Annotated in this window: 28 protein-coding genes; 18 read left to right on the top strand and 10 right to left on the bottom strand. The window is 33.7% G+C overall.

The features are described 5' to 3' along the window. Positions 1–117: 117 nt before the first annotated feature. The 7 genes from ABE34_RS13255 (at position 118) to ABE34_RS13285 (ending at position 5279) form a co-directional block, all read left to right on the top strand. A complete protein-coding gene (locus ABE34_RS13255; RefSeq protein ID WP_197143029.1) occupies positions 118–558 on the top strand; it encodes a GNAT family N-acetyltransferase in 441 nt (146 codons plus the stop codon). Positions 559–573: 15 nt separating this feature from the next. Then, positions 574–1005 carry a GNAT family N-acetyltransferase gene (locus tag ABE34_RS13260; RefSeq protein WP_197143030.1) on the top strand — a complete coding sequence of 144 codons (432 nt, stop codon included), beginning with the start codon at positions 574–576 and terminating at the stop codon, positions 1003–1005. A gap of 969 nt (positions 1006–1974) precedes the next feature. After that, positions 1975–2430, top strand: coding sequence for a type II toxin-antitoxin system HicB family antitoxin (locus ABE34_RS13265; protein ID WP_197143031.1), 456 nt, complete (start codon positions 1975–1977; stop codon positions 2428–2430). A gap of 36 nt (positions 2431–2466) precedes the next feature. Next, on the top strand, positions 2467–3069 hold the full coding sequence (fic, locus tag ABE34_RS13270) for a protein adenylyltransferase Fic (protein WP_197143032.1): 603 nt from the start codon (positions 2467–2469) through the stop codon (positions 3067–3069). A 351-nt stretch (positions 3070–3420) separates the two neighbouring features. Further along, complete coding sequence (locus ABE34_RS13275) at positions 3421–4029, top strand: CPBP family intramembrane glutamic endopeptidase (protein WP_197143033.1); 609 nt, start codon at positions 3421–3423, stop codon at positions 4027–4029. A 272-nt stretch (positions 4030–4301) separates the two neighbouring features. Continuing rightward, positions 4302–4487 (top strand): hypothetical protein, encoded by a 186-nt coding sequence (locus ABE34_RS13280; RefSeq protein ID WP_197143034.1) that lies wholly within the window; start codon positions 4302–4304, stop codon positions 4485–4487. A 168-nt stretch (positions 4488–4655) separates the two neighbouring features. Beyond that, positions 4656–5279 carry a hypothetical protein gene (locus ABE34_RS13285; protein WP_197143035.1) on the top strand — a complete coding sequence of 208 codons (624 nt, stop codon included), beginning with the start codon at positions 4656–4658 and terminating at the stop codon, positions 5277–5279. 96 nt (positions 5280–5375) lie between these two features. Here ABE34_RS13285 and ABE34_RS13290 read toward each other — a convergent pair whose 3' ends face one another. Both ABE34_RS13290 and ABE34_RS13295 read right to left on the bottom strand, forming a co-directional pair. Then, the gene (locus ABE34_RS13290) at positions 5376–6095 is read right to left on the bottom strand and encodes a metallophosphoesterase family protein (RefSeq protein ID WP_197143036.1); all 720 of its coding nucleotides are present in this window, start codon (positions 6093–6095) and stop codon (positions 5376–5378) included. Between the two features lie 266 nt (positions 6096–6361). Further along, the gene (locus ABE34_RS13295; RefSeq protein WP_197143037.1) at positions 6362–6859 is read right to left on the bottom strand and encodes a DUF1648 domain-containing protein; all 498 of its coding nucleotides are present in this window, start codon (positions 6857–6859) and stop codon (positions 6362–6364) included. A gap of 90 nt (positions 6860–6949) precedes the next feature. Between ABE34_RS13295 and ABE34_RS13300 the strand changes: the two genes are divergently transcribed. The 4 genes from ABE34_RS13300 (at position 6950) to ABE34_RS13315 (ending at position 10558) form a co-directional block, all read left to right on the top strand. Then, positions 6950–7690: a sulfite exporter TauE/SafE family protein gene (locus ABE34_RS13300; protein WP_197143038.1), complete on the top strand. Its 741-nt coding sequence runs from the start codon at positions 6950–6952 to the stop codon at positions 7688–7690. A gap of 13 nt (positions 7691–7703) precedes the next feature. Next, on the top strand, positions 7704–8639 hold the full coding sequence (locus tag ABE34_RS13305) for a PD-(D/E)XK nuclease family protein (protein ID WP_197143039.1): 936 nt from the start codon (positions 7704–7706) through the stop codon (positions 8637–8639). Between the two features lie 753 nt (positions 8640–9392). Beyond that, positions 9393–9620, top strand: a complete 228-nt coding sequence (locus tag ABE34_RS13310; RefSeq protein WP_197143040.1) for a hypothetical protein — start codon at positions 9393–9395, stop codon at positions 9618–9620. A 635-nt stretch (positions 9621–10255) separates the two neighbouring features. Next, complete coding sequence (locus ABE34_RS13315; RefSeq protein WP_197143041.1) at positions 10256–10558, top strand: YfzA family protein; 303 nt, start codon at positions 10256–10258, stop codon at positions 10556–10558. A 218-nt stretch (positions 10559–10776) separates the two neighbouring features. On the opposite strand, the gene ABE34_RS13320 is transcribed toward ABE34_RS13315, so the two are convergent. Next, positions 10777–11022, bottom strand: coding sequence for a YkuS family protein (locus tag ABE34_RS13320; RefSeq protein ID WP_197143042.1), 246 nt, complete (start codon positions 11020–11022; stop codon positions 10777–10779). A gap of 150 nt (positions 11023–11172) precedes the next feature. Here ABE34_RS13320 and ABE34_RS13325 point away from each other — a divergent pair, with 150 nt between their 5' ends. Beyond that, positions 11173–11616: a hypothetical protein gene (locus ABE34_RS13325; RefSeq protein ID WP_197143043.1), complete on the top strand. Its 444-nt coding sequence runs from the start codon at positions 11173–11175 to the stop codon at positions 11614–11616. Positions 11617–11671: 55 nt separating this feature from the next. On the opposite strand, the gene ABE34_RS13330 is transcribed toward ABE34_RS13325, so the two are convergent. From ABE34_RS13330 to ABE34_RS13350, 5 genes are all read right to left on the bottom strand, one after another. Next, positions 11672–11983, bottom strand: coding sequence for an RNHCP domain-containing protein (locus tag ABE34_RS13330; protein ID WP_241747104.1), 312 nt, complete (start codon positions 11981–11983; stop codon positions 11672–11674). 478 nt (positions 11984–12461) lie between these two features. Further along, positions 12462–13619, bottom strand: a complete 1158-nt coding sequence (locus tag ABE34_RS13335; protein ID WP_197143044.1) for a hypothetical protein — start codon at positions 13617–13619, stop codon at positions 12462–12464. A gap of 424 nt (positions 13620–14043) precedes the next feature. Then, positions 14044–15201: a hypothetical protein gene (locus ABE34_RS13340; RefSeq protein WP_197143045.1), complete on the bottom strand. Its 1158-nt coding sequence runs from the start codon at positions 15199–15201 to the stop codon at positions 14044–14046. Between the two features lie 341 nt (positions 15202–15542). Then, entirely contained in the window at positions 15543–16691 is a 1149-nt protein-coding gene (locus ABE34_RS13345; protein WP_197143046.1) for a hypothetical protein, read from the bottom strand. A gap of 270 nt (positions 16692–16961) precedes the next feature. Then, positions 16962–18116, bottom strand: coding sequence for a hypothetical protein (locus tag ABE34_RS13350; RefSeq protein ID WP_197143047.1), 1155 nt, complete (start codon positions 18114–18116; stop codon positions 16962–16964). Between the two features lie 191 nt (positions 18117–18307). Here ABE34_RS13350 and ABE34_RS13355 point away from each other — a divergent pair, with 191 nt between their 5' ends. The 3 genes from ABE34_RS13355 to ABE34_RS13365 all read left to right on the top strand — a co-directional run bounded on the left by ABE34_RS13355 (position 18308) and on the right by ABE34_RS13365 (position 19977). Next, positions 18308–18502 (top strand): transmembrane Fragile-X-F protein, encoded by a 195-nt coding sequence (locus ABE34_RS13355; protein WP_197143048.1) that lies wholly within the window; start codon positions 18308–18310, stop codon positions 18500–18502. Between the two features lie 15 nt (positions 18503–18517). Continuing rightward, positions 18518–19183 (top strand): HAD family hydrolase, encoded by a 666-nt coding sequence (locus tag ABE34_RS13360; RefSeq protein WP_197143049.1) that lies wholly within the window; start codon positions 18518–18520, stop codon positions 19181–19183. Positions 19184–19710: 527 nt separating this feature from the next. Then, entirely contained in the window at positions 19711–19977 is a 267-nt protein-coding gene (locus ABE34_RS13365; RefSeq protein ID WP_197143050.1) for a hypothetical protein, read from the top strand. Between the two features lie 365 nt (positions 19978–20342). Here the strand turns inward: ABE34_RS13365 and ABE34_RS13370 are convergent, their stop codons facing one another. Together ABE34_RS13370 and ABE34_RS13375 are read right to left on the bottom strand one after the other, a co-directional pair. Beyond that, on the bottom strand, positions 20343–20549 hold the full coding sequence (locus tag ABE34_RS13370; RefSeq protein ID WP_197143051.1) for a hypothetical protein: 207 nt from the start codon (positions 20547–20549) through the stop codon (positions 20343–20345). A 102-nt stretch (positions 20550–20651) separates the two neighbouring features. After that, positions 20652–21227 (bottom strand): TIGR00730 family Rossman fold protein, encoded by a 576-nt coding sequence (locus ABE34_RS13375; protein WP_197143052.1) that lies wholly within the window; start codon positions 21225–21227, stop codon positions 20652–20654. Between the two features lie 142 nt (positions 21228–21369). Here ABE34_RS13375 and ABE34_RS13380 point away from each other — a divergent pair, with 142 nt between their 5' ends. From ABE34_RS13380 to ABE34_RS13390, 3 genes are all read left to right on the top strand, one after another. Next, on the top strand, positions 21370–21687 hold the full coding sequence (locus ABE34_RS13380; RefSeq protein ID WP_197143113.1) for a MazG nucleotide pyrophosphohydrolase domain-containing protein: 318 nt from the start codon (positions 21370–21372) through the stop codon (positions 21685–21687). A gap of 25 nt (positions 21688–21712) precedes the next feature. Then, the gene (locus ABE34_RS13385; RefSeq protein WP_197143053.1) at positions 21713–22156 is read left to right on the top strand and encodes a GNAT family N-acetyltransferase; all 444 of its coding nucleotides are present in this window, start codon (positions 21713–21715) and stop codon (positions 22154–22156) included. Between the two features lie 179 nt (positions 22157–22335). After that, positions 22336–22842 carry a hypothetical protein gene (locus ABE34_RS13390; RefSeq protein ID WP_197143054.1) on the top strand — a complete coding sequence of 169 codons (507 nt, stop codon included), beginning with the start codon at positions 22336–22338 and terminating at the stop codon, positions 22840–22842. Positions 22843–22919: the final 77 nt, after the last annotated feature.

Raw genomic sequence — 22919 nt, forward strand, 5'->3', positions numbered from 1 at the left:
AAAGTTCCCCCCCTCTTGACATGATGAAATGTCTAGAACTGTTTCTTTTTAAATGTCAGTTTGTTATTTATCATAATACATGAATGACATATAAAAAAGGAATGGGGAGATAAGTGAATGGAGATTTGTACAGTAACTTTAGCAACAGTTGAAGACGTCGTGCCATTATTTAATGCCTATCGGGAATTTTACGGTCAACAATCTGACTTAGAGCAGGCTGAGCAGTTTCTATTAGAGCGTTTACATAAGGAGGAGTCGGTCATTTTCCTAGCTTATTTAAATGCGAAGCCAGTTGGTTTTGTTCAGCTCTATCCTACTTTTTCATCTGTTGCAATGAAAAAGGCGTTTATTTTAAATGATCTATTTGTGGCTGAGCATGTTAGGAAACAAGGTGTAGCACAGGCACTAATTGAAAAGTGCTATTCGTATTGTGTACAAAACGATGCGCGTTATCTATGTTTAGAAACAGCGACAGACAACGTGCGTGCTCAAAAACTATATGAGAAGCTTGGGATGAAAATTGATAATGGCGTATTTCATTATATTAAATATTGGTAAATGGAGGTTCGAATAATGACTGTAACCATCAAACAATTAACAACGGAGCAGGAGTGGATGGATGCATTTGCAGTTATCGTGCAGCTCCGTACGGAATTAACAGTAGAAAAGTATCTCCAATTGTTAAAGGAAATGACTCAAGATGGCTATATGTTATTCGCTTTATTTGAAAATAAGAAAATGATTGTTGTCGCTGGATTAAGTTGGAGAGTCAATTTTTATAGCGAACGCCATATTTTTGTCTATGATTTAGTAACGGATGAGCAGTATCGTTCAGGAGGCTATGGTGAGAAACTTTTGCATGATCTTCATCAATGGGGCAAAGAAAATGGGGCGCACTATATAGCTTTAGAGTCAGGTATCCAAAGGAATAGTGCACATCGCTTTTATGAAGAGCGATTAGGGTATGAGAAATGGTGCTATTCATTTCGAAAAGCATTGTGGTGAAATAGAGAAATCCGGTTAAAGAATGAATCAACTAGTGTTTTTTTATTGAAAAAGTCCAATAGAAACAAGCCAAACATGAAAAAACTATAGACCTTATTCAATGTTTGATGTATCCTACAAATATTTTATATTTTGCTGGTATAAAGTATGGTCAAGGCTTACAGAGAAATAGAAAAGGAGGGGTTGAGAAGCTGAGTTTGGAACTAGAAAACAGTGAGCTAAAGAAATTTATTGATTTTTACGAGAGATTTTTAAAGAATGGTAATTAATGATGCTAAAGTAAGAAAGAATAAATGGCAATGACAAAGAAAATGAAAATATTAAAATAGTTGGACCAACAACATCATTTCGGGGGTTTTCTAGTTTTCTTCTTTTCAAACGATTTATTATAATTATCAAAGCAATTCTTGCAGCTAACATGATTTTTACAGGGGTATTATGGAAAAGTAGGAAAAGGAAATCAAAGAATAAATGAATTTTATAAAAACCACACCGAGACTGGGACATAACTAATTTGTACTTTATGAAAAACGTATAATTTTTAAATTAGCAATGAATATAAACAGAAAACCCGAACAATTACGAAACACAGGCAGAGCGTTTCGTGATATAGTTCGGGTTTTTCATTGGCTAAAATCCTTGTGTCCCAGCCTCTTTTGGTTGTTTATTTTCATAATATCATTTGTAAACACGTGCTACACGTGTTATAATTATTTTCGTCAGGAGGTTGTTATGAGTGCCAATGACACAAGGTGAAATGGTGGCATTACTTGTTAAAACGGCGGGGCGTTTATTCCAAAACAAGGGAAAGGCTCACATGAAAAAGTAAAAATGCCGAATGTCAACCTCCTATAATTATTCCAAAAGGCAAGCTTAACAAGCTGACTGAAAAGGTAATACTGAAAGACACAGGGCTTAAATAGCCCTCATTCTTCCTAACATATAAATGATTATTAAGGAGGTTTTCAAATGTTACTTGCATATCCTGCAGCATTTTATTATGACGATAAAGAAAGTTCAGAAGCGAAATATTTCATTACTTTTCCCGATTTTGGGGGCATGTCAGGCACACAGGGCACAAGCATACCTGACGCGATTAGAATGGCTTCGGATTGGTTAGGCATTGCGATCGCTGATTTTATTGAAAATGGTGAGGAGCCACCTCAACCCTCAACAATTTCAAATCTTATATTAGAAACAGCTAACCCGTACAAAGATGATACAGAATTTAATTATGACCCTAGCCAGTCTTTTATAAGCATGGTGACAGTCAACATTGACGAGTACTTAGGACAGCAAGAGCCTGTAAAGAAAACATTGACGATTCCTAAATGGGCGGATAAGTTAGGACGAGAAATGGATTTGAATTTTTCACAAACGCTCACAGAAGCCATAACAGAGAAATCAATGAGAAAAAGAGCTTAACGATCTAAGTTCTTTCAATTATATAGGGGGTTGAAAATGGTATTAAAAAATAAACTCGGCATAGAAAATCAAGCTGAACTAAGCAGACAAGAAGAACGGCTATCTAAAATCAAAGCCAAAGCCCTTTTTGAATCAGGCAAGATAGACGAAATTGAAGTCGGAACTTTCAAGGGTTTATCAGAAATTCATGCTTATCTTTTTGGGGAAATTTACGAGTTTGCAGGTAAGATAAGAGATGTCAATATTGCAAAGGGAGATTTTAGATTTGCTCCTCGTATCTTTCTTGAACAGTCACTTGCCTATATTGATGAACTTCCGCAAAATACCTTTGATGAAATCATTGACAAATACGCTGATATGAATGTGGCGCACCCTTTCCGTGAGGGGAATGGGCGAGCAACACGAATTTGGCTTGATTGTATTCTAAAACAAAAATTAGGTAAAATTGTAGATTGGAATAGCATTGATAAAGACGAATATTTGAGTGCAATGATACGAAGTAGTGTAAGTACAGGAGAGCTCAAATATTTAATTCAAAACACTTTGACAGATGATTTAAGTAAGGAAAGTCTTTTCAAAGGTATTGACGCAAGTTATTACTATGAGGGTTACACAGAATTCAAAACAGAAGATTTGTAAGCATGCTTCCGAAGTAGAGATACTTCGGTTTTTTTGTTATTTACGCATGTTACTTTGTGAAAGTCAAAAGTACCCTATAAAATAGACTTTGTTCAAAGTATCTATCTTATAGGGTACAGTTTATTTCTAGTCGTTTTTTGGGTAAATTGATTAGCATTTAATATTTAGTTATAAAAGATAATTATTTAATGATTATCATTAAATTAACCTTGATTTTAACTCTGCTATTTAATATGCTTAACATTGAAGAAGGACAGCTATAGAATAATGGCGGCTTTCTCCATCCGAGAGGATCCTTTCACCATCGCTTGTCATTCTTCATGTAAAACATTATGAACAGGGGGAAAGATTATGGTTTTGCAAAGCATAATAGATGCAGTTTTTCAGGTCATTTTATTTTCAGTTATACCGTTCATTTGGTGGTTTTTCTCTGCAAAAAAGAAACAATCATTTTTAGCATGGCTTGGCCTTCGAAAGCCTGTTATTGAAAACAAAGGTACTTATTTTTTATGGTTTTTAGTCATTTTTGTTTTATTATTCGGACCACTTTTTACGATTAGCTATTTCTACCTAGACAGTTCAATCTTAGCGTCAAATCGTTTTACAGGGGTTGGTTTTTCAGCACTTATATCAGCACTTTTCCATGCTATTGTACAAACAGGTTTGTCAGAGGAGTTGTTTTTCCGAGGCTTTTTACTGAAAAGATTCATGCATAAATCTGGTTTTCAAATCGGAAATATTATGCAAAGTTTATTATTTGGTATTTTACATGGATGGATGTTTTACTCTTATATTCCTTTTGATGTCGTAGTGTTAGTTGTTTTAGCAACCGGGTTCGCAGGTTATTTAATGGGGTGGATCAATGAACGAAAATCCAATGGCTCCATTATAACAAGCTGGAGCATACATGGCATTGGCAATCTGTTGGCCGCCTTCATGGCAATTTTTAATATGCTCTAAGGACCTAGCTCATTTGCATTTCATCATTTTCCCTTGCATAATAAAGCGGAGAGGTGATTGAAATGCAATTCATCGAGCAAATAGTAAAAGGATGCTTGATTATCGGTTTAATATTAATGGGAGGGCGTATTATCACTGCCATATGCCGCTATTATAATATAGCATTTACGACTTTTTTCGTTGATTACCATGTCGCCTCACTAGCTATACTCTTAATAGGTATTATAGGAACAGAGATACTGAATAGAAGAAAAAGGAAGGGACGAGCATAAATGACGGAATGGCCAAAGGGTGTAGCGAAGCCTGCTATACGTGCATTAAATGCGGCAGGATATACAAGATTAGAGCAATTGGAAAAGGTTGATTTATCGACGTTAAAAAAATTACACGGGATGGGACCGAAAGCGTTAACGGCCATTGAAGTAGCACTAAATGAAAGTAGGGAGAACAGTGAATAAACTAACATTATTATTACTGGCAATGGTGGTTTATTATATTCTTGTTGTTCTCGTAATTAGCAAGTTATTTATTATTCCTCTCATGAAATTTATGGCGCTTATATTCTTCCTTGGAGCAGGCTTTATTTTTTCTCGAAAAATGCGAAGGAAATTACAATAGGTGGAATTATGAAAATTACAAAACTAGCCATATTTTATTTGGTCATATTTATGTTGGCACTATTACTATCACTAGCTGGAGTTAGCCAATCCATTTCACTTGGCATCGTTATCCTTATCGCGATTGCAATGATTTATAGACATATACATATTGTATTCTGGACTAATAATATGAAATTGGTAGATAAGTTAGTAAAAGATCGCAAGAAGCATCCTTTTTTTGCCTACCTATATGCAGTTGCTTATGGTACAAAGGAAGACCAGTTTCACTCATTAGATACAGCAATTGTAAAGCATAAACAGCCAGCAATGAAGTATAACTGGAAATTTATTAAGGCAATAATGGAAGAGAATTTAGAGGAAGCAAAGAATGCGGCTAATAAAATAAATAAAGAGCCATTAACTAGCTATGCAAAATGTTATATCGCTGCACTTGAAGGACGAACAACAGACATGCGAAGCGATCAGCTTACAAAGCCGTGGATGCAGCCAGCAATTGAAGCGGTTTATGCGCACAAGGTGAAGAATGAAGCCGCGTTTGATCAGTATCAGAAAGAAAGCATTGGATTTGCGCGCGGCGTACAAAAATATGTGTTAATACATACCTTTGAACAAATGAAAACGGATCTGTAAAAAATATTAGCTACTTGATGCTATTTGACATCAAGTAGCTTTTTTTCTGTAGATTTGAAATAAAGTATAATCAATGCGCCCGATTAAAAAATGCTTCTAAGCATTTCGATAATTTGCAAACATAATTTCATCATAATATTTATCAAATTGGGGCAACCCCAATTTTTCTGCAATCATAAGCTCAGCTTGCCTGTCATAATCTACTCTAATAAATTGAATGGCATTGTTTGAATGAGTTCCATCTAGGATCGCATATGAAGCTGTAGTTAAGTCAAGCGAATTGCCAACACTCCCAACGTTACATAGAATACCCTTTTTAAATGTATGTAAAAAAGTTGTATGTATATCGCCGTAGAATACAATATCAGGAATTGTATTGGTATTGTTTGATTGTATTACTTCACTGTTTTCAAACATAGATAAACGCTTTTCAATCGGATGACTAACCGAGATACGTTCAAATTCACTTCTTGGAGATGCATGGAAAAACCTTATTAATTGTCCGTTTAATTCAAGATCAATGTTAAATGGTAATGAACAAAGATACTGATAATCTTCTTCTGTTAATCTATCTTTGTACCACTGAATAAAATCATTATCAGTAGGGGATTGAATAAATACGTCCCAGTTACCTCGAACTACGTGTTCGCAGTTGTTTCGTATGAGATTTATACATTCGGATCCTCGGGGACCTTTGCCGATTAAATCACCAAGACAAAAAATTCTTTCAATCTTTCTTAATCGAATGTCTTTTAAAACAGCTTCTAATGCCGTTTTATTCCCGTGGATATCTGAAATAATTGCAATTTTTGTCACAAAGCTTCCCCCTCATAAATTCCATCTATTCTTTAAAGTTGTTCTCCATTTTATTCGACAAACTGCATTTTAATCCTTTAAAAAAATGAACAACCGAAAAAAAGACGTACACTTTTTGATGCGTGTCTTTCATAATGAAAGAGCAAAAAAACCCCTTTAGAAAAAAATATCTAAAGGGGCAAAACGATGTACCTTGTTGATAAACAGATATTTTCATTCTCCATTTTCTGTTATTTATCATACATTAGTACAGCGTATCGTATGCTCTATTTCTTTTTATTCAATAAAATCCCACGCACAATCCCCATTATAAATATTGTACTTAGTACAAATAGAAATACATAAGCATGCCATTGCTGTAAAATGCGATCATGGCCTAATGCAACTGTTAAATCATTGAATAGTGAATATGTAAAGTATAAGAGTATACTATTTTTGATGAGACAAAAGGTAATGATTCCATTTTGTCGCTGGATATGAGATAAGGTAGACTTATTTTTACGTAAAGTAGGATAAGCTGCTTTCATCTCTAAGTATTGTAAAAGCAAAAATAGCATTAAGGCAATGAAAGGTAAATAAAAAATGGTGATTTTCGGGCCAAATTGCGCATGTTCACTCTTAAAGCTTTGCAAAACCGGTATAGAAGCGGGAAGCTTATTGTATTGGATTAATGTTGCCGTAATGCCAGCTAAAAAAATAGTCGCAACAATAAGCGTTAGCGATTTACAAAAGCGTGGTGTAGGTGTTTTTTGTTGTTCTAGCATTTGTTCACCTCATAGTTCAATTAAAAAATTGCAGTCTGTTATACTGTATCATAAGAATACTATCATGTGTGACATAGAAAGAAGGGTTAGATGGAATACTTGTTGTTTTTACTAATTGGAATCATTGGCAACATCATTGGCACATTAGTTGGAGGTGGCGGGTTAATAACATTACCGACGATGATGTTAGTAGGGGTACCAGTCCATTCAGCAATCGGTGCGAATAAGGTTTCTAATATGGTCAGTGCCTTTTCAAGCTTTTACACAATTTATAAAAGAAAAGAAATACTATGGTCAGAAATGCGTTCTGTATTACTTGTTTCCTTAATAGGTGGTACACTTGGAGGCCTGTTTGCATCATTTATGAGCAGTCACACATTAACGTTTATCGCCATCATTTTATTAGGCTTTGCCCTTGTTATGTCCTTTTTAGGTGGGGCTGAATTTGGAGAAAAAGAAAGCTTTACAATGAATCGTAAAAACGGTCCAATCCTTTTGGGGGTTGGTTTTTATGATGGGATGTTCGGCCCTGGTAGCAGTACGCTTGCACTTTATACATATGCACATCAGAAAATCTCTTATATGAAAGCAGTAGGTTTGTCGCGTGTAGGTGTTTTTGCGATGTGCTCAGGAGCTTCGATTACGTATATTGCCACAGGTAAAATTGATTGGCCGTTGACAATCGTATTAATGATTGGTTCTGTAATCGGTGCACAAATAGGCATTTTCCTTGCCAGAAAGGTTAAGGCAAATCAAGTAAAGCTATTGCTGCGGATTGTAACCATTGTGCTAATCGTACAGCTCGTCTATGATTTTATAAAACAAATATAAGGAGGCGATAACCATGTTTGAAATCACACCTTATCCATCTTTTTCGTGGTCACTGTCACGTCATAAAACGTTAACAAGCTGTGCGCGGAAGTATGGCTATGAATATTATTTTTCTCATAATGGCTGGCTCAGTTACAATGTGGAGCCATATCATCAACATGTCTATCGCTTAAAAAAGCTTCAATCGATGCCGATTTTATTTGGGCAAATCGTCCATCATTTAATAGAACAATCGATCAATGATTACTTACAAACCGGCAAGGCGCCGACTGTTGCTGAACTTGTAAATCGTGCGCGTGGCCAGCTTAATGCCGCTTTTATCGATTCTACACGTCATGTAGATTTATGGAGACATAAGCCTAATAAATTTTATATGATGCAGGAAATTTATTACGAAGGGCAGTTAAATTCTGAACTGGTACAGGACTATAAGGAACGTATGACGGCTGTGTTTGACAACTTTCTTAACAGTGAAACGTTCCAGCAAATTACCGCACAAAAAGGCTCGCTACGAATCGGTGAGCCTGAACAATTTCGTTCCATGAAAATCGAGGGTGTACAAGTTTTTGTAGTAATGGATTTTCATTATTTTGATGAGATGACAGACAAGTGGATTATTATCGACTGGAAAACAGGTGTAGAGTCCGATGATGATCGCCAACAATTAGCGCTCTATGCATACTATATTCAGCAGAAATATCGAGTATCGCTTGACCAGATTGATGTCTATAATGAATATTTATTGACTGGCAAACGGAAAAAATACGCCTTTTCAGTATTTGATATGGACAATATTTTACATACGTTTCAGCGAAGTGTGCTGGAAATGAAAAAATATCAGGCGGATATATTCTCCAATGAACCCGTGGACTTTGAGGAATTTGAGCAAACCACTGAAAAATGGCACTGCAAAGGGTGTAATTTTAAAGAATTATGTGTGCACAATTGATTTTAAAAATAGAGAGAATGCCCAACTGAAAAAAGTCATCAAGCTCGAAAGAATCAAAAAACGAAAGCGCCTTGAATTATCGGTGCTTTTTTATTATATATAACGGGTTATCGTTTCATTTTTGGAGAAATATGCAACAAATCTAATAGTTTTATCGTTATTGTATTTAATCATACTTAGAAATCAGAGTGTAATACTCTCATTTAGTTAAGGAGTGTGAATGGATATTAAGTCATTTCTTCAATATTTATCTTATGTAGTTTATTTTTTAATTGTGTCTATCTTAACCTACTATATGCAATGGATAACTGTACTTTTTGTGGGCAGTATACGTTTTACTGCTGCGGATAGTTTTCCAGGAGATTTGAGCCGCTCTTCTTTAATCATAATGAGTATCGTGTTTTCTATCATGCACTTTGTTGTATTAACAATGTATTTATTTCTACATCATATACTGGTGTCTTTATTTAAAATTAAGTTTCATTATAAGATTGCTTTGGTATTCAATACCGTTGTTGCTGTCAGTTTAATTATTTACTTTTTTAAAGTGTTTTTATATTGAGCCCTTAATCCTATCTTAATCAACATTTAAGGTTCTATAAATATGGAGTACCATACTGTGCAGTAATAACAATTTAACAAAGCAGAGGCCAAGTAATATAATTTGTCATGCATAAATAGATGTAGTTTTTATTATGCTCATATTTCTTGTCATTCCAATCCATTATATAGATAGATGGGAGGTGTTGACTTATGGAGTATGAATATAAAGTGAAGTTTTGCTATAACGAAGGTCATGAAGATGAGTATAAAATCAAGAATAATATTGAACAAGAAACATTTACTGAAGAAATTTCTAATGGGTTCAATGAGAAGCCTTGGTATTCATTTACTGAAACAGAACATTATAAAACGATTTTAATTAGTACAATAGATGTTTACAAAGTGGTAATAGAAAAAAACGTTTTAGAATTTGATTAATCAAATGTATGTAGTCACATCTTCTCAAAAGGTGTGACTTTTTTTCTTTGAAAGGATGCAATAAATTTTATGTGCGCTGTTATAAGGGCAGGATTAATTTCCAAATTCGTGGAGAATTAATTGTGTCATTTAGTCGCACGAAAAATAACTGTTTCATTTTTCATATACAAATGTTTGATACATGATAGCTATTAAAGAGGCGATGTCATCATTGATAGCTTCAATGTGGATGCGATTCGTTAAATTTGTATTTGTACTATCTAAATTTCTAATAGTAGCGATTTTTTCACCATTTAACTTCTTCCGGCGGATGTCACGGAATCAGAAAGGAATTCTCCGAAAAGGATTGGTTAGTAGGGGGAAGTATTGTGATTCAACAAGAATAAGTGAAATGAGAGTTAGCAAGCGTTTCATTAAATTTTCTTGCTAAAATCATAAGTGGAATGATGAAAGGCTAACAGATTAATTGTAAATATGTTATATATATCTAAGTCATTGTTGGTGATTTATTACAAGGGTTTGGTTTCACACAACAAAAAAGGCAAATGGTGTTAAGGGGATTGTTTAATGTTGGTATTTAACCCTTGATTTTACGTATATGTATAAATAGAATTAAATAGAGGGAGGGAAATTACTTGGCTAATAAACAACATCATACTCCATTTTTGAAAAAACCTTGGGTATCTGCTATTGGTGTATTTGTATTGTCACAAATAATCTTTATGACCTTAGAAGCAACAGGATGGATTCCTAATTATCGAGATATTAGTGGAACGCTATTTGCACGAATTACTGAATCTTCAATTTTCAAAGAGTGGTTTACTTTTTATGAAACAAACAATTTCAATTTACTTACTATCTTTTTTGGCATTGTTTTTCTAGTGCCGGGAATAATTGGTGCTCTCAAAAACGTCTTTTCGCCAAGTCTACAAAAGTAATACTTGTTAATGCCGTTTACATATGGAATTTGTAAGATTTACTTCTGGGAAGATAATAGGTTTCAATTCACAAAGCCAATTCCGGATGCATACGCGGAGGCATAATTGATATGATTCGAATGGGTGAAATTATGAATGTCCATTCTATAATCGACATAAATATTAAAAGGTGCTGCGCTATAGTCAACAAAGCTATAGCGACAGCACCTAGTTATTTATTAGTGGAAATATTTGTCGACACGTTGAAGTACTTCGTCAGCAGAGAGACCGTCAGCGTCAATAACAGGTCCTGCCATGACAGGATCGCTAATGCCCATGATATCTCTATCTTGCCCAGTGATTACACAAGCATCACATTTTTTTGCATCCTCTTCAGTACGAAGCTGAATAACTTCATAACCTTTTGCTTTTAAAGCGTCTTCAACGTTTGTTAATGATTGTTCTACACCAATAATTCTAGTCATTATTCTTCCACCTCCTATATGTAATGTGTCATATAGGATTGCTAATTATTCACTACATTCATTTTTTTGTTATACATTATAAAAAACGCGACAAAATTGAATTGAATCTAAATCAAAGAATAAAAATTAATGTTTGGAGGGAACTTTTAAATGGGAAGACTACAGAAAACAATATTTAGTCTTTTATTTATTATCGCATTTGTATGGATGATGATGCTAATAATTGCTGGACCACCCAAGCCTGTTGTTTTGTCAGAAGGTAAGGAAGTATCAATAGTACAAGGTTCCTATTGTTGGCAAGGCTTTATAAATAATAGATGTGTTGATAAAATTCCACCACCTGAAATTATTGCTAATAATAAAATTGTTCCGTTTCCTGTTTCACCGCAAAGTGAAATTAATATTAATTTTAAGAAAGCACCTATTGAGGGAATAGAAGTTGATAAATGGGTAGGCAACGATGAAATAGAGGTAGTAAAAGTACATGGTAATGTTTTCACTGTGCCGAAAGAAAAGGGGACTTATATTTATAGTGTTTTCGGTAGCTGGGATAAGGGTAGTTCTTCTTATATTTTTGCTATAGAAGTAAAATGAATACAAAAAAGACACATTGAAGTTTATTTCCAATGTGTCTTTTATAAATACTTAACTAAATGATCGATTGCATAAAGTAAATAATTTGATCCTCTTGAATGGAATCAACAGCAACTTTATTTCGACTCTTTTTTTGACATTTTGTACATTGATGAATAAGTTGAAAGCCTTTTTTTCCAGTATAATCGACTCCAATTGGTCTCATCAAACCTTTACAAGTACTCGCTCTGTCACCAGGAACATTATCCATATGTTTTGAAAATAAACAATTTGGACAATGATTTCTGAAGCTGCCGTTGCTTAATGGTTCAACCATCGTACTACAATTTTCACATTGAAATGCTGTATTCTCATTTTTTCTACTCAATTGCTCTTCCTCCAAAATGTTATTTCAACATTGAAGGAAGGGTTCCGTTTTCTTTTTCTACAATAGCAGTATCAGGCTTTTATAGGGAATGTTCGAATTCACCGTCTTGCTCTTCAAAACGATTACTTCTAGTTCCTGCTTCACAAAGACTTATTTCATCCTTTGATCCGGACCACGATTGATTTTATGCTTTTGTGTCAACCACTGTAAGACGGACTGCTCCATCTTCCACTAGTATGTGTTCTCCTATAATCACTGACTTCGGCATTCGTCCCCTAACGAGCAATTGTTTTGAATAGATCAAACGTCAATCTATCACCCCTTATTATATGGAATTTATTTTAATCATTGAAAGGATAACAAATATATTGAAATATTTAAATAGTCTGTACTTGGTGGCGAAGCAAACTTTTGGTCTAAAAAGGGGACTCCCAATGATCATCTCTAAATGATTGTTGAGACGCCTCGATTCTTTTACTTATTGTGAAAGGAAATCTTGGCCGTTAATTGTTAATTTAGAAGCAGAGAGTAGTATAGCTTTATTTGCTTCAAAATATGGCTCTAAAATAGTGTAAAATGCTTCCCATTTTTCTTCAATCTTTGCTAAATCTTCTTTTCTATCTAGCTTTAAGATTTCCTCATAAAGTTGTTTTAATTGTTTGCTATCCGCTTTATTAACTTTGAATTCAAAGCTAGACATATATTCTTCAAACGTTTGAGGTATTATGAATGGACCAAGGATGTCGTGGAATTCAACCCAGATTTCATCAAATAAATCATAATTTTCTTCTTTTTCTGCTTTTCGGTAATCTTCATAAAAATTTTTAAGTTTTGCTAAAGTTTCAGTAGGGATTTCTAATAAGTCTAAGCGTCCGATATATTCTTCAAATGTTGGAGTTGGATAAAGCTCTTCCAGATATGGTTGGAGTATTTTATTAAATCCTTTCATTTTTTCCTTAGCCTTTTCCTCTTGGCCATCTTTTTCAAGCTTTATCCATTCTTCATAAATAGCTTTAAGGTCATTTTTATCATTTTCTGCAATAACTATATTGTTTTCACTAAATCCGTAGTCTTCTAGAAACTCTTCAAAAGGTTGGGGCTGCCAACTAGCTAAATAATATGGCTTCGTGATTTTATGCATTTCTTCATAAATTTTATTCATTTCTTCAAATTTCTTTTCAGCTTCGTCCATCTTTTTATTTGTTATTGCATTTGAAGCTTCTTTTTCTAGCTTCTTCCCTTCACTAAACATTTTTTCTAATTTTGTTAACTCTTCATTTGGTACATTTTTAGGTAAGTCTTTTTTATAAACTTCGAAAGTGTAGAAGTCTGCAAAATTCTCGACTACTCCGCCTTCAACTGTGATTTCCTGTCCTGCTACTAAGTTCATTTGTTTTAGTTGCTCGTCAGTAAATTTAAAGAAACTGATGTAGTAGATTTTACCATCTATACCCTTTAGCTCAACCCCAACTCCGTTAATGCTTGTAATCGTTCCTGTAATTTGTTGTTCGATTTGAACAGTGACACCATTTGTTGGTTCCACTGAAGTAGCTCCTGCTTGAAGTGGCGTCAGAACGGCCATTCCTATTGTTAATGCTGAAGCAATCATCCAAGATTTTTTAATCGGTTTTTTCATGACCATGTCTCCTTTTTTTTACTCTGTAACACATTGTTTCCAATATTTAGACGGATTACCAAATAAAAAGGTTCGTTATTTTTTGGGAAAGATACAATTTTCCAAGATTCCATGTTGAATGTTTAAATAAGGTATAACAATAAAGCTTGAGCAGTACCAATGAGTACAAGGGAATTATTGTTGGAAATGCAGGTGTTAATCAATTTTACCATCAGCATATGGATGACATCGAAGTAGAAGAGGAGATAAATGGCGATGCAATTGAACTAATAAAAATCGAAGTTAGTGTTTTTTTCTACACCAAAAGAGAAGAGGGTTTATATTTATCGTATTCCTGGAAAGGGGGCTAAATTATTGTAGAATCAACCAAAAGGGGAATCCCAACAATCATGTTAATGATTGTTGAAACACCCGTTTCTTTTACTTATTGTGGTAGGTATTCTTGGCCGTTAATTATTAGTTTAGAAGCAGAGATTAGAATTTCTTTATTTGCCTTAAAATATGGCTCTAAAATAGTATGGAATGCTTCCCATTTTTCTTCAATTTTTACTTTCTCTTCTTTTAAATCTAGCTTTAAGATTTCTTCATAAAGCTGTTTTAATTGCTTGCTATCCGCTTTGCTAACTTTGAAATCATAGTCAGCCATGTAATCATCAAATGTTGGAGGCTTTATGAATTTATCAATGATGTAATAGAATTCCTCCCATAGTTTTACAGACAAATCTCCATTGTCATCTTTTTCTGCTTTTTGAGCATTGTCATAAATATTTTTTAGTTTTGCAAGATCTTCAGCAGGGATATCTAACTCAAATTTTTTGATATACGCTTCAAATGTTGGAGTTGGATAAAGTTTATCAAAATACGGTTGAAGCTTTTTTTGAAATTCTTTCATTTTTTCGTTAGCTTTTTCCTCTTGATTATCTTTTTCAAGCTTTACCCATTCTTCATAAATAACTTTAAGATGTTTTTTATCATTTTCCTCTATAACTATATTTTTTTCACTAAAGCCGTAATCTTCTATATACTGTTCAAATGGTTCAGGTTGCCAATTAGCTAAATAATACGGCTTAACGATTTTACCCATGTTTACATAAATTTTATGCAATTCTTCATATTTTTTTTCTGCCTCTTCAATCGCTTTATTTTCATCCGCTTTTGCAGCTTCTTTTTCCAGCTTTTTTGCTTCCTTAAACATTTTTTCTAATTTTGTTAAATCCTCATTTGTTACCCCTTTAGGCAATTCTTTTTTATAAACGTCGAATGTGTAGAAGTCTGAATAACCCTCTACTACGTTGCCTTCAACTGTGACTTCCTGTACTTCTACTAAGTTCATTTTTTCTCGTTGTTCTTCAGAAAATTTATATAAGTTGATATAGTAGTTTTTACCGTCCCTACCTTTTAGATATACCCCGTCTTCACTGATCTCTTTAATCTTTCCCGTAATTTGTTGTTCGATTTGAACAGTTACACCATTGGTTGTTGGTTCTACGGAAGTAGCTCCTGCTTGTAGAGGCGTTAGAACAGCCATACCTATTGTTAGTGCTGAAGCAATCATCCAAGATTTTTTTATCGGTTTATTCATGATCATATCTCCCTTTTTTTTACTTTGGAACTCGTTGTTTCCAATATTTGGACGAATTTCCAAGTGGAAAAGTTCGTTGTTTTTTTGAAATAAGTTGAAAAGTTTCAAACAATCCATATAAATAATGAATGTGTTGATAATTTTTATCACCTGCCTTGAATGACATTGATTGGGAAGGAAATAACTGGATATGCGGTATCGATAAAACAAAAAAGAAGGGGGGTATATTTACATATTTATGGAAGGTAGGCAGGAAGGGGGCCTAAATTATTGTAGAACCAACAAAAAGGGGAATCCCAACAATCATTTTAATGATTGTTGAGACACCCCGATTCTTTTATTTATTGTGGTAGGTATTCTTGGCCGTTAATAATTAGTTTAGAAGCAGAGATTAGGATTTCTTTAGATGCTTCAAAATACGGGTCTAAAATAGTGTAAAATGCTTCCCATTTTTCTTCAATTTTTGCTTCTTCTGCTTTTTTATCTAGCTTTAAGATTTCTTCATAAAGCTGTTTTAATTGTTTGCTATCCGCTTCACTAACTTTGAATTCATAGTCAGCCATGTATTCTTCAAATGATTGAGGCTTTATGAACTGATCAATAATGTCATAGAATTCCCCGTAAAGTTTATCTTGTAAGTCATAATTGTCATCTTTAGCTGCTTTTCGGATATCCTCATAAATAGTTTTTAGTTTTGCTAAAGTTTCAGCAGGGATATCTACTAAGTTGAAGTATTCCATATATTCTTCAAATGTTGGATCTGGATGAAGTTGGTCGAAATATGGATTGAGGATTTTATGGAATTTCTCCATTTTTTCATTAGCCTCATCTTCTTGACCATCTTTTGCAAGCTTTACCCACTCTTCATATATAGCTTTGAGCTGTTTTTTATCATTTTCTGCAATAATTATATTTTTTTCACCGAATCCAAATTCCTCCAAATATTCTTCAAACGTTTGAGGCTGCCAATTAGCTAATATATATGGCTTTGTAATTTTATACATCTCTTCATAAACTTTTCCGATTTCCTCAAATTTCTTGTCAAACTCTTCTTCTGTCATGTCATCTGAAATTTCTTTTTGCAACTTCTTCACGTCATTAAACATTTTTTCTAATTTTGTTAGTTCTTCATTTGTTACTTCTTTAGGCAATGACTTTTTATAAATCTCGAAAGTGTAGAAGTCTGTATAACTCTCTACTACACCGCCTTCAACTGTGATTTCCTGTCCTTCTACTAATTTCATTTGACCTAGTTGTTCTTCAGAAAATTTATAGAAACTGATATAGTAGTTTTTACCGTCTCTACCTTTTAAGTCAACCCCGGATTCGCCAATGCTTTTAATTGTTCCTGTAATTTGTTGTTCGATTTGAACAGTAACACCATTTGTTGGTTCTACTGAAGTAGCTCCTGCTTGTAGTGGCGTTAGAACAGCCATTCCTATTGTTAGTGCTGAAGCGATCATCCAAGATTTTTTAATTGGTTTTTTCATAATCATATCTCCCTTTTTTTTACTCTGGAACACGATGTTTCCAATATTTAGACGAATTACCAAATGAAAAGGTTCGTCAATTTTTGAAAAAGTTTCAAACATTTCATAAAATAATGATTGTGTTAATAATTTTCTCCAACAGCCTATGGATGCATCGAAGGAGAAGGGGTTTAAATCTATCATATTTATGAAAGTAGGTTTTATGGAAATTCTTTTATTGTGGAATCAACAAAAAGGGGGATGCCAACAAGGACACCCCGATTCTTTTATTTATTGTGGTAGGTATTCATGGCCGTTAATTGTTAGTTTAGAAGCTGAGATTAGAACATCTTTATTTGCTTTAATATATGGCTCTAAAATAGTATTAAATGCTTCCCATTTCTCTTTAATTTTCGCTTGTTCTTCGTTTTTATCAAGCTTTAAGATTTCTTCATAAAGTTGTTTTAATTGCTTTCTATCCGCTTTATTAACTTTGAATTGATAGACAGCCATGTATTTTTCAAACGTGGGAGGAATTCTATATTCATCAAGGATGTTATCGAATTCCCCCCAAAGTTTTCTCATTAATTTGGAATTGTCATCTCCTTTTGCTTTTCGGTAATCTTCATAAATAGTTTTTAGTTTCGCTAAATCTTCAGCAGAGATATCATAATTAATGCCTTCAATGTATTCTTCAAATGTTGGAAGTGGATAAAGTTGGTCATAATAGGGTTTGAGGGTTTTGTGGAATTTTTCTATTTTTTCATTAGCCTCATCTATTTGAACATCTTTTTCAAGCTTTACCCACTCTTCATAAATAGCTTTGAGCTCTTTTTTATCATTTTCTGCAATAATTATATTTTTTTTACTAAATCCGTAATCTTCTAGAAACTCTTCAAATGGTTGAGGCTGCCAAATAGCTATAGTATATGGCCTTTCGATTTTATACATAGCTTCATAAATTTTTGTGATTTCTTCATATTTCTTGTCAAACTCTTCTTGTGTCATTTCAGCCTTCAATTGTTTTTCCAACTTCTGCACTTCATAAAACATTTTCTCTAATTTTGTTAGCTCTTCATTTGGTACATCTTTAGGCAAGTTCTCCTTTTTATACACTTCGAAATTGTAAAAGTCTGTATGACTCTCTACTACACCGCCTTCAACTGTAATTTCCTGTCCTTCTACTAAGTTCATTTTTTCTCGTTGTTCTTTAGAAAATTTATAGAAACTGATATAGTAGTTTTTACCGTCTCTACCTTTTAAGTAAACCCCGGAACCGCCAATGTCAAAGCCTGTAATCGTTCCTGTAATTTGTTGTTCAATTTGAACAGTAACACCATTTGGTGGTTTTACTGAAGTAGCTCCTGCTTGTAGTGGCGTTAGAACGGCCATACCTATTGTTAGTGCTGAAGCAATCATCCAAGATTTTTTAATTGGTTTTTTCATGATTATATCTCCCTTTTTTAATTTGGAAATCGTAATTTCCGATATTTAGACGAATTTACAAATAAATGGTTTCATCGTGTTTTTAAAAGTTTAAAATGTTCCATATAAGTGCTTAAATGGTTGTATAACAATTGAATGGCGGAATTTAGATATCTATTATTTTATATTCCAATTTGATAGGTGGTGCGAACTTGGGAATTGCTGAAGTATTAACAATTGTCTTTGTAGTATTAAAACTTTCGGATGTTATTGCATGGTCTTGGTGGTTAGTTCTTTTGCCAGCAATCATATCTTTTAGCATGTACGCATTGATTTTGGTGATGAAGTTAGTCATGGTGTTAATAGCCGTAGTGGCAGTGAAAAAACGTAGTCGAGGAATTAAATAAAGGAGATGGATACTAATGATTAAAGCTGTGATTTTTGATTTAGATGGGACATTGTTAAATCGGGATAGTTCTGTTCGCTCATTTATAGATCAGCAATACGAGCGATTAAAACCAAATCTATCACATATTTTAAAAGAGAATATTATTCATCGCTTTATTGAGCTCGATAATCATGGATATGTGTGGAAAGATAAAGTCTATCAGCAATTAATCGAAGAGTATTCTATAATGTTGTCTCCGGAAGAGATGTTAGAGGATTACTTACAGGAGTTTAAAAATCATTGTGTTCCATTTGAACATTTGCATAGTATGTTGCACAATTTGAAAAAACAGGGCTTAAAACTCGGTATGATCACGAATGGATATGGACAATTTCAACTAGATAATATACGAGCGTTAGGAATAGAAAAAGATTTAGACGTGATTCTTATCTCTGAATGGGAGGGCATCAAAAAGCCGAATGCAGAAATTTTTAATCGAGCATTATCTAAACTTGGGGTATCTGCTAATGAAAGTCTGTACGTAGGGGATCATCCTATTAATGATGTAGAGGCCGCTAAAAAAGTAGGAATGAGGGCTATTTGGAAAAGAAATGACGCATGGCAAAATGTTGAAGCAGATTACATCATTGATCATTTAATAGAAATTCAGGATTTTTTAAAGGTTTTGCAAAGGACTTGAAAAGAATAATAATCCACATGGCAAAATAAAACCAATTGTTCCGAAAGCACGAATAGACGGAGAATATAGGAAATCGGATTGGATAAAGCTAACGTTGGGATAAATACTAGGTTAGTGAGATATTTAAATTCATGATGAAAATAAGTAGCCCCTAAACCTTTTTTCTTTAAAGGTGGTGAGAAGGCCGTTTTACTATTACATTCTTTTACTAGCAATACTATTGATATGAAGCGGTTAAGGAAGTATTTACAAAAAAACGAATATTCTTACTACGCACCATTATATAGTGGGAATGGTTTAAGATTGTACAGTTATGTGCCTATTAACTTTGTAATAAAGATTGATCGCAGTTTGATTGAAATTACCTCGTTAGTTATTTTTAGAGGTGATTTTGACGCTGCTCTGAGCAGGAGTAAAAGAAAAGTACACATACACACCAATATTTGTAAAAATGTTACACTGGATAAAACAACTGATTATTCAACTAACAGCGTAGTTTAGTGAAAGAATAGATTAGAGGGAGAGTAATGACGAAAAATAAATTAAAAGGTTTAGTTTCTTTAGGTTCTGTAATAACTGCAATTGGTTTTATATTGCTATTTTTCAGTGTTGATATTGGATTATCACTTGCTGAATATCGGATAGTTACACAAGGTGAGATGGATACTTCGCAATACCTAATTGTAATTGAAGGTTATACAAATAATTTCTTAGCTGCTGGAAGTATCCTTTTTGGGATTGGTATCTCCACCATCATTTTTGCTTATTACAAGATACTTAATATTAACGAATAGAAGTAATAAATATTGTTTTTCTTATTCAAGTAACGGGTGCTTTAATGCAACACGGATTTCAAAAATAATCGAACTTTTTTTAAAGAATTTAATCTATCACATTAAATAAGAGCATGTTTTGATCAATCTTTTTTCAAAAATGCTCTTTAATTTTTGTTCTCATATCAAGGTTAATATGGGGCAATTTAATCAAACTTTATTACAAATCTACAAATACATCGTACACCACTAAAATTGACTTTAGTAATGTACATTTTTATTATATGTGCAACATTTTAAACAAGATATGATGTAATAAACTATCATGTACATTTACTTGTCTTTAATATTACAGGGTAGAACTGGTCAAACTTTTTTATGAGAAATCATTTAGAGCTTTTGGATTCTTTGTATTTATCAATCAACATTTGTGTTACTTCTTCAATTTCCAGTTCACCGTCAATATGTCTTTGAAATAATTCCTGATCTTCAGGCGCTACTGGTTTAGCTCCTAAGCTGTTAATTGCTTCCGCTCGCGCTAACCTTTCAGCTCGTTCTTCTTTGGTTGTATTAGCAATGCTATATTCTTTCATATTCATCCACCTAAATTTACCTTTGTTATTTCTTTAATATAGCTATTCATATTTGTCCAATAGCCATCTAATACTTCTAATTCTTCAAATGACAATTTTACCTCATTTATTTGTTTGATATGTTTTGACTGCAGGAGGAACATACGCTGCACATTTATCTAGTAGTGCCGCAACGTCTTCATCGACAAGTAGTGCATTCCTAGATTGAGCTTGTAAAAATTGTTCGTTTTGCATATGGTCAAATAAGCCAATGAGTAAATCATAGTAATGATTGATATTTAAAATACCACAAGGCTTTTGCAGAAGGCCGATTTGATTCCAAGTGAATACTTCGAATAATTCTTCTAACGTACCAGGTCCTCCAGGTAAAGCTATAAAGCCGTCAGCTAGTTCCATCATTTTGCTTTTGCGTTCATGCATAGAATTGACAACAATTAGCTCTGTTAAATTCTTATGAGAAATTTCACGCTCCTCTAATAACGTCGGTATAACCCCAATGACTTTGCCACCTTCACGCAGAACCGTGTCTGCTACTGTTCCCATCACACCGACACTTGCTCCACCATATATTAACGTAATCTTACGTTTTGCTAATTCTTTTCCTAGAAGAATAGCGCCTTCTTTATATGCCTCTGAAGCACCGATGCTTGATCCGCAAAATACTGCAATACTATTCATAATGGTTCCTCCATATTTGATAAGTTTTTTCCGTAATAACGGTTAGAAAACAATAAGTGGGGGATTAAAAAACCTCACCGATTCACTTTTCACTTTTATAGTATAATTTAATTTTAAGAGGAAGGAAATGGAGGAAATAGAAATGGAATTAAATGAGTTTCAAAAATTCGTGAAAGATTACTATGATGCACGTGGTTGGTCTGATTTAAGTGTTTTTACGCGTATCGGCTTTCTAGCTGAAGAAACTGGCGAAGTAGCAAGAGCTATACGAGCGTTGGAAATTGGTAGGGATCGACCAGATGAAAAGATTCAATCCTATGAAGAAAATAAGCAAGAATTAGTAGAGGAGCTTGGAGATGTTTTAGGGAATATTATAGTGATTGCTAATAAATATGATATTTCACTCGAAGAAATTTTCACAGCTCATCAGGAAAAGCTAATGGAGCGTTATAAAGCATAGAGATACATATGGAAAGGGGAAACATATGGATTATCAAGTAGAGATATTATTGGAAAAACACGATGACTTTACTAAGTTTTTAAATACAAAGATTAGAGAGTACAACGATGAACATTCACCGTATCATAAAGAAAGTAGAAAAAAAGGTTCTGTTCGTCCGTTAAATATAATCGTAACGGATCTTCAACAGCAATGGATTGGCGGTATCACTGCTGAGGTTTATTGGGGTTGGGTAGAAATCAAAAAGTTTTGGTTCAGTCAAGAATTCCGTGGAAAAGGTATCGGGGGACAGCTACTAGCGAAAGCTGAAGAAACAGCCAAGCAAATGGGGGCTACGAAGGCATTGTTAACTACCTATGATTTTCAAGCACGTACGTTTTATGAAACGAGGGGGTATCAAGTAGTAGGAGAAGTAAAAGATTATCCTCCTGGCAGTAGCTATTTTACCATGGTAAAAACACTGATTTAACTTCTTTAATATGGGGGTGTCAAATAAAAAAGAGCCTTCTTGAATACATCGCCATTATTAAAAACTTTAAGGGCATTAGTAAACTCTCCTGAATCAGTTCATGGTTCTAAAAATATATGGTTGAAAGATGACTAAAAAAACGCGCTAATGTCAACCTTATAATAAAGGGGAGATTTAGTGTGTACTCGATATCAAACTTTAAATTACTTGTTGATAAGCAGGCAGAAATTGATACTATACATCAAAACTGTGATAATTTAATACAGACAACTGTAACACCTAAAATGGATGCGGAAATCAATACATTTTTAGATGCCGTTAATAAAAAATTAACTGAACAAGGCTTTACCATTACAGTGACATCTACTGGACTAATTGCAAATTATAATGAAGCAGTTATTAATGTTGACAAGCATTCGAAAGATTTGGAAGAGTGTTTTTTTATTAATTTGAATAGTTATGCGGAGGATCAAGTTTCCATTGTTTTAGACATTTCCGATACAATGATGCCAAAGATCTCTAATAATCTTGATGGCTATTCTGAGATTATCGAACAAATGACCGATACATTAAAGTACGCAAAAAGTCTTGAAAAAGCTTGTACTTCACCAAAGTTTATTTATAAAACGCAAAGCAATATTATTTTTCATTCGGCTGAAGAAGTAGTCAATTATTACTTTCAGTAAATAAAAGGCCACCCTAATAGATATATAGGGTGGCCAGTTAAGGAAGCGCAATTGATTTTTATATTCCCGCTACAATA

The sequence above is a fragment of the Lysinibacillus sphaericus genome (assembly GCF_015844675.1).
Lineage (GTDB): Bacteria > Bacillota > Bacilli > Bacillales_A > Planococcaceae > Lysinibacillus > Lysinibacillus sphaericus_E.

What these genes read in the sequence shown, in the direction of transcription:
- ABE34_RS13320 (WP_197143042.1), bottom strand. Translation starts at nt 11,022, where the DNA reads ATGACTAGAATTATTGGTGTAGAACAATCATTAACAAACGTTGAAGAC.
- ABE34_RS13275 (WP_197143033.1), top strand. Translation starts at nt 3,421, where the DNA reads ATGGTTTTGCAAAGCATAATAGATGCAGTTTTTCAGGTCATTTTATTT.
- ABE34_RS13260 (WP_197143030.1), top strand. Translation starts at nt 574, where the DNA reads ATGACTGTAACCATCAAACAATTAACAACGGAGCAGGAGTGGATGGAT.
- ABE34_RS13255 (WP_197143029.1), top strand. Translation starts at nt 118, where the DNA reads ATGGAGATTTGTACAGTAACTTTAGCAACAGTTGAAGACGTCGTGCCA.
- ABE34_RS13385 (WP_197143053.1), top strand. Translation starts at nt 21,713, where the DNA reads ATGGATTATCAAGTAGAGATATTATTGGAAAAACACGATGACTTTACT.
- ABE34_RS13380 (WP_197143113.1), top strand. Translation starts at nt 21,370, where the DNA reads ATGGAATTAAATGAGTTTCAAAAATTCGTGAAAGATTACTATGATGCA.
- ABE34_RS13280 (WP_197143034.1), top strand. Translation starts at nt 4,302, where the DNA reads ATGACGGAATGGCCAAAGGGTGTAGCGAAGCCTGCTATACGTGCATTA.
- ABE34_RS13345 (WP_197143046.1), bottom strand. Translation starts at nt 16,691, where the DNA reads ATGAAAAAACCAATTAAAAAATCTTGGATGATCGCTTCAGCACTAACA.
- ABE34_RS13325 (WP_197143043.1), top strand. Translation starts at nt 11,173, where the DNA reads ATGGGAAGACTACAGAAAACAATATTTAGTCTTTTATTTATTATCGCA.
- fic (WP_197143032.1), top strand. Translation starts at nt 2,467, where the DNA reads ATGGTATTAAAAAATAAACTCGGCATAGAAAATCAAGCTGAACTAAGC.
- ABE34_RS13310 (WP_197143040.1), top strand. Translation starts at nt 9,393, where the DNA reads ATGGAGTATGAATATAAAGTGAAGTTTTGCTATAACGAAGGTCATGAA.
- ABE34_RS13375 (WP_197143052.1), bottom strand. Translation starts at nt 21,227, where the DNA reads ATGAATAGTATTGCAGTATTTTGCGGATCAAGCATCGGTGCTTCAGAG.
- ABE34_RS13300 (WP_197143038.1), top strand. Translation starts at nt 6,950, where the DNA reads ATGGAATACTTGTTGTTTTTACTAATTGGAATCATTGGCAACATCATT.
- ABE34_RS13305 (WP_197143039.1), top strand. Translation starts at nt 7,704, where the DNA reads ATGTTTGAAATCACACCTTATCCATCTTTTTCGTGGTCACTGTCACGT.
- ABE34_RS13360 (WP_197143049.1), top strand. Translation starts at nt 18,518, where the DNA reads ATGATTAAAGCTGTGATTTTTGATTTAGATGGGACATTGTTAAATCGG.
- ABE34_RS13350 (WP_197143047.1), bottom strand. Translation starts at nt 18,116, where the DNA reads ATGAAAAAACCAATTAAAAAATCTTGGATGATTGCTTCAGCACTAACA.
- ABE34_RS13265 (WP_197143031.1), top strand. Translation starts at nt 1,975, where the DNA reads ATGTTACTTGCATATCCTGCAGCATTTTATTATGACGATAAAGAAAGT.
- ABE34_RS13285 (WP_197143035.1), top strand. Translation starts at nt 4,656, where the DNA reads ATGAAAATTACAAAACTAGCCATATTTTATTTGGTCATATTTATGTTG.
- ABE34_RS13335 (WP_197143044.1), bottom strand. Translation starts at nt 13,619, where the DNA reads ATGAAAAAACCGATTAAAAAATCTTGGATGATTGCTTCAGCATTAACA.
- ABE34_RS13370 (WP_197143051.1), bottom strand. Translation starts at nt 20,549, where the DNA reads ATGAAAGAATATAGCATTGCTAATACAACCAAAGAAGAACGAGCTGAA.
- ABE34_RS13340 (WP_197143045.1), bottom strand. Translation starts at nt 15,201, where the DNA reads ATGAATAAACCGATAAAAAAATCTTGGATGATTGCTTCAGCACTAACA.
- ABE34_RS13365 (WP_197143050.1), top strand. Translation starts at nt 19,711, where the DNA reads ATGACGAAAAATAAATTAAAAGGTTTAGTTTCTTTAGGTTCTGTAATA.
- ABE34_RS13295 (WP_197143037.1), bottom strand. Translation starts at nt 6,859, where the DNA reads ATGCTAGAACAACAAAAAACACCTACACCACGCTTTTGTAAATCGCTA.